This window comes from Vibrio minamisatsumaniensis, assembly GCF_050337445.1.
Lineage (GTDB): Bacteria > Pseudomonadota > Gammaproteobacteria > Enterobacterales > Vibrionaceae > Vibrio > Vibrio artabrorum.
Window position 1 is genome coordinate 1 of record NZ_JAKJSY010000004.1, and the last position, 4,818, is coordinate 4,818.

2 tRNA genes and 4 rRNA genes are annotated in these 4,818 nt (G+C 48.3%); all 6 read left to right on the plus strand.

The features are described from left to right. A 16S ribosomal RNA gene (locus tag L4B77_RS00575) occupies nucleotides 1-511 on the plus strand; the annotation flags it as partial. 67 nt (nucleotides 512-578) lie between these two features. Further along, nucleotides 579-655 (plus strand) — tRNA-Ile (locus tag L4B77_RS00580). Between the two features lie 14 nt (nucleotides 656-669). After that, a tRNA-Ala gene (locus L4B77_RS00585) sits at nucleotides 670-745 on the plus strand. 336 nt (nucleotides 746-1,081) lie between these two features. Beyond that, nucleotides 1,082-3,975: ribosomal RNA gene (locus L4B77_RS00590) — 23S ribosomal RNA — on the plus strand. 98 nt (nucleotides 3,976-4,073) lie between these two features. After that, nucleotides 4,074-4,189: ribosomal RNA gene (gene rrf / locus L4B77_RS00595) — 5S ribosomal RNA — on the plus strand. Nucleotides 4,190-4,633: 444 nt separating this feature from the next. Beyond that, a 16S ribosomal RNA gene (locus tag L4B77_RS00600) occupies nucleotides 4,634-4,818 on the plus strand; the annotation flags it as partial.

Sequence of the window (4,818 nt, forward strand, 5' to 3'; positions counted from 1 at the left end):
TGCTGCATGGCTGTCGTCAGCTCGTGTTGTGAAATGTTGGGTTAAGTCCCGCAACGAGCGCAACCCTTATCCTTGTTTGCCAGCGAGTAATGTCGGGAACTCCAGGGAGACTGCCGGTGATAAACCGGAGGAAGGTGGGGACGACGTCAAGTCATCATGGCCCTTACGAGTAGGGCTACACACGTGCTACAATGGCGCATACAGAGGGCAGCAAACTAGCGATAGTGAGCGAATCCNAAAAAGTGCGTCGTAGTCCGGATTGGAGTCTGCAACTCGACTCCATGAAGTCGGAATCGCTAGTAATCGTGAATCAGAATGTCACGGTGAATACGTTCCCGGGCCTTGTACACACCGCCCGTCACACCATGGGAGTGGGCTGCACCAGAAGTGGTTAGTTTAACCGCCCTTTCTTCGGAGAGAGTGGAGGACGATCACCACGGTGTGGTTCATGACTGGGGTGAAGTCGTAACAAGGTAGCCCTAGGGGAACCTGGGGCTGGATCACCTCCTTATACGAAGATACTTACGATGAGTGTCCACACAGATTGATTAGGTTTAGAAAAGTTAAGAGACGATATTGGGTCTGTAGCTCAGCTGGTTAGAGCGCTCGCCTGATAAGCGGGAGGTCGGTGGTTCAAGTCCACTCAGACCCACCAATATCGACCTAGATGGGGCTATAGCTCAGCTGGGAGAGCGCCTGCCTTGCACGCAGGAGGTCTGCGGTTCGATCCCGCATAGCTCCACCATNTTTAAGTATTCTCTTAAGAGAGTCTTTAAAAATGGTTCAATTTATTGAATCAAGCTCTTTAACAATTTGGAAAGCTGACTGATTGATTTACTTACGAGTAATTCAATCAAATTTAAAAGTTCTCAAYGTTTATCTTTCATTAGATAAACACAACAAACACATTCAAGTGTCTTGTATTCGATTCAAACTTGTTTGAATCACAATTGAGTCCGGCAAACAGTCATTAAGAATTAACCCTTCTTAATGACAACCAAAAACCTTGGTTGCTTTTTGTCTTCACTTTTTAAAAGTGAAAGCAAATTTGTATCATACACAAGACCCTTTCGGGTTGTATGGTTAAGTGACTAAGCGTACACGGTGGATGCCTTGGCAGTCAGAGGCGATGAAAGGCGTAATAACTTGCGATAAGCCCAGATTAGGTAGTAATAACCTTTTGAGTCTGGGATTCCTGAATGGGGAAACCCACGTGCATAAGTACGTATCCTGTTGTGAATACATAGCAACAGGAGGCAAACCGGGGGAACTGAAACATCTAAGTACCCCGAGGAAGAGAAATCAACCGAGATTCCGAAAGTAGCGGCGAGCGAAATTGGATTAGCCCTTAAGCTTTTAATGATGCAGGTGAAGAGTCTGGAAAGTCTCGCAGTAAAGGGTGATAGCCCCGTAACCGACACATCATAATCAGTGAAAACGAGTAGGGCGGGACACGTGATATCCTGTCTGAATATGGGGGGACCATCCTCCAAGGCTAAATACTACTGACTGACCGATAGTGAACCAGTACCGTGAGGGAAAGGCGAAAAGAACCCCTGTGAGGGGAGTGAAATAGAACCTGAAACCGTGTACGTACAAGCAGTAGGAGCACCTTCGTGGTGTGACTGCGTACCTTTTGTATAATGGGTCAGCGACTTAATTTTAGTAGCAAGGTTAACCGTTTAGGGGAGCCGTAGGGAAACCGAGTCTTAACTGGGCGTACAGTTGCTAGGATTAGACCCGAAACCAGGTGATCTAGCCATGGGCAGGTTGAAGGTTGAGTAACATCAACTGGAGGACCGAACCGACTAATGTTGAAAAATTAGCGGATGACTTGTGGCTAGGGGTGAAAGGCCAATCAAACCTGGAGATAGCTGGTTCTCCCCGAAAGCTATTTAGGTAGCGCCTCGGACGAATACTACTGGGGGTAGAGCACTGTTAAGGCTAGGGGGTCATCCCGACTTACCAACCCTTTGCAAACTCCGAATACCAGTAAGTACTATCCGGGAGACACACGGCGGGTGCTAACGTCCGTCGTGGAGAGGGAAACAACCCAGACCGCCAGCTAAGGTCCCAAAGTATAGCTAAGTGGGAAACGATGTGGGAAGGCTCAGACAGCCAGGATGTTGGCTTAGAAGCAGCCATCATTTAAAGAAAGCGTAATAGCTCACTGGTCGAGTCGGCCTGCGCGGAAGATGTAACGGGGCTAAGCTATACACCGAAGCTGCGGCTACGTACCTTAGGGTATGTGGGGTAGGGGAGCGTTCTGTAAGCCGTTGAAGGTGGTCTGTAAGGGCTGCTGGAGGTATCAGAAGTGCGAATGCTGACATGAGTAACGATAAAGGGAGTGAAAAACTCCCTCGCCGGAAGACCAAGGGTTCCTGTCCAACGTTAATCGGGGCAGGGTAAGTCGACTCCTAAGGCGAGGCCGAAAGGCGTAGTCGATGGGAAACGGGTTAATATTCCCGTACTTCTTACAATTGCGATGGGGGGACGGAGAAGGCTAGGTGGGCCTGGCGACGGTTGTCCAGGTTCAAGTACGTAGGCGGGTGGTTTAGGTAAATCCGGACCRCTACTAACGCTGAGATACGATGTCGAGCTACTACGGTAGTGAAGTCATTGATGCCATGCTTCCAGGAAAAGCCTCTAAGCTTCAGATTGTAAGGAATCGTACCCCAAACCGACACAGGTGGTCGGGTAGAGAATACCAAGGCGCTTGAGAGAACTCGGGTGAAGGAACTAGGCAAAATGGTACCGTAACTTCGGGAGAAGGTACGCTCTTATCAGTGAAGTCCCTTGCGGATGGAGCAGACGAGAGTCGCAGATACCAGGTGGCTGCAACTGTTTATTAAAAACACAGCACTGTGCAAAATCGTAAGATGACGTATACGGTGTGACGCCTGCCCGGTGCCGGAAGGTTAATTGATGGGGTTAGACTTCGGTCGAAGCTCTTGATCGAAGCCCCGGTAAACGGCGGCCGTAACTATAACGGTCCTAAGGTAGCGAAATTCCTTGTCGGGTAAGTTCCGACCTGCACGAATGGCGTAATGATGGCCACGCTGTCTCCACCCGAGACTCAGTGAAATTGAAATCGCTGTGAAGATGCAGTGTACCCGCGGCTAGACGGAAAGACCCCGTGAACCTTTACTACAGCTTGGCACTGAACATTGAACCTACATGTGTAGGATAGGTGGGAGACTATGAAATTGCGTCGCTAGATGTGATGGAGTCGTCCTTGAAATACCACCCTTGTAGTTTTGATGTTCTAACGTTGGCCCCTGAATCGGGGTTACGGACAGTGCCTGGTGGGTAGTTTGACTGGGGCGGTCTCCTCCCAAAGAGTAACGGAGGAGCACGAAGGTGGGCTAAACACGGTTGGACATCGTGTGGTTAGTGCAATGGCATAAGCCCGCTTGACTGCGAGAATGACAATTCGAGCAGGTGCGAAAGCAGGTCATAGTGATCCGGTGGTTCTGAATGGAAGGGCCATCGCTCAACGGATAAAAGGTACTCCGGGGATAACAGGCTGATACCGCCCAAGAGTTCATATCGACGGCGGTGTTTGGCACCTCGATGTCGGCTCATCACATCCTGGGGCTGAAGTCGGTCCCAAGGGTATGGCTGTTCGCCATTTAAAGTGGTACGCGAGCTGGGTTTAGAACGTCGTGAGACAGTTCGGTCCCTATCTGCCGTGGGCGTTGGAAAATTGAAAGGGGCTGCTCCTAGTACGAGAGGACCGGAGTGGACGAACCTCTGGTGTTCGGGTTGTCATGCCAATGGCATTGCCCGGTAGCTAAGTTCGGAATCGATAACCGCTGAAAGCATCTAAGCGGGAAGCGAGCCTTGAGATGAGTTTTCCCTGGCACTATAAGTGTCCTAAAGGGTTGTCGTAGACTACGACGTTGATAGGCAGGGTGTGTAAGTGCTGCGAGGCATTGAGCTAACCTGTACTAATTGCCCGTGAGGCTTAACCATACAACACCCAAGGGGTTTTGTGGACTCAAAGAAAGACAGACCTTGAATGCGTTTGAAGAGATAGACTTTTAAATCAGTTTTCCGAATTTTAAAATTTGCTTGGCGACCATAGCATTGTGGACCCACCTGATTCCATGCCGAACTCAGAAGTGAAACACAATAGCGCCGATGGTAGTGTGGGGCTTCCCCATGTGAGAGTAGGACATCGCCAGGCTTTAATTTCGACTTATCTCGAAAGAGATGAGTCAACATAGTTTTCTGAGTAAAAACTTAGAATATTATGTTGACTTTNAAAGTGGAAAGCGTATTATACGCGTCCTGCTTAAGTGCTAAGGCACTGAAAGCGTTCTYTTTTTAGAGAACACGCTCTTTAACAATTTAAACCTATCAATCTGTGTGGGCACTCGTTGATGAATATCAAAACGTTTTATCGTTAGATAAAACAGATTCTTCGGAATCAAAATTGATTTCAATGAACTGAGTGACCAATCGAGATTAAGTTTACTTAGTCTTGGCACAGTCAATTCATTATCATTCTGTTCCTATTTATTTAAGAAGAGAGGGGTAATAGCTTTAGAATTACATGTTCTTTGTTTATTTTCGAATAGGCGAATGAATATTAGTTTTGAAGTCAGTATTCGTTGAGTCACAAAATCTTAAATTGAAGAGTTTGATCATGGCTCAGATTGAACGCTGGCGGCAGGCCTAACACATGCAAGTCGAGCGGAAACGACACTAACAATCCTTCGGGTGCGTTAATGGGCGTCGAGCGGCGGACGGGTGAGTAATGCCTAGGAAATTGCCTTGATGTGGGGGATAACCATTGGAAACGATGGCTAATAC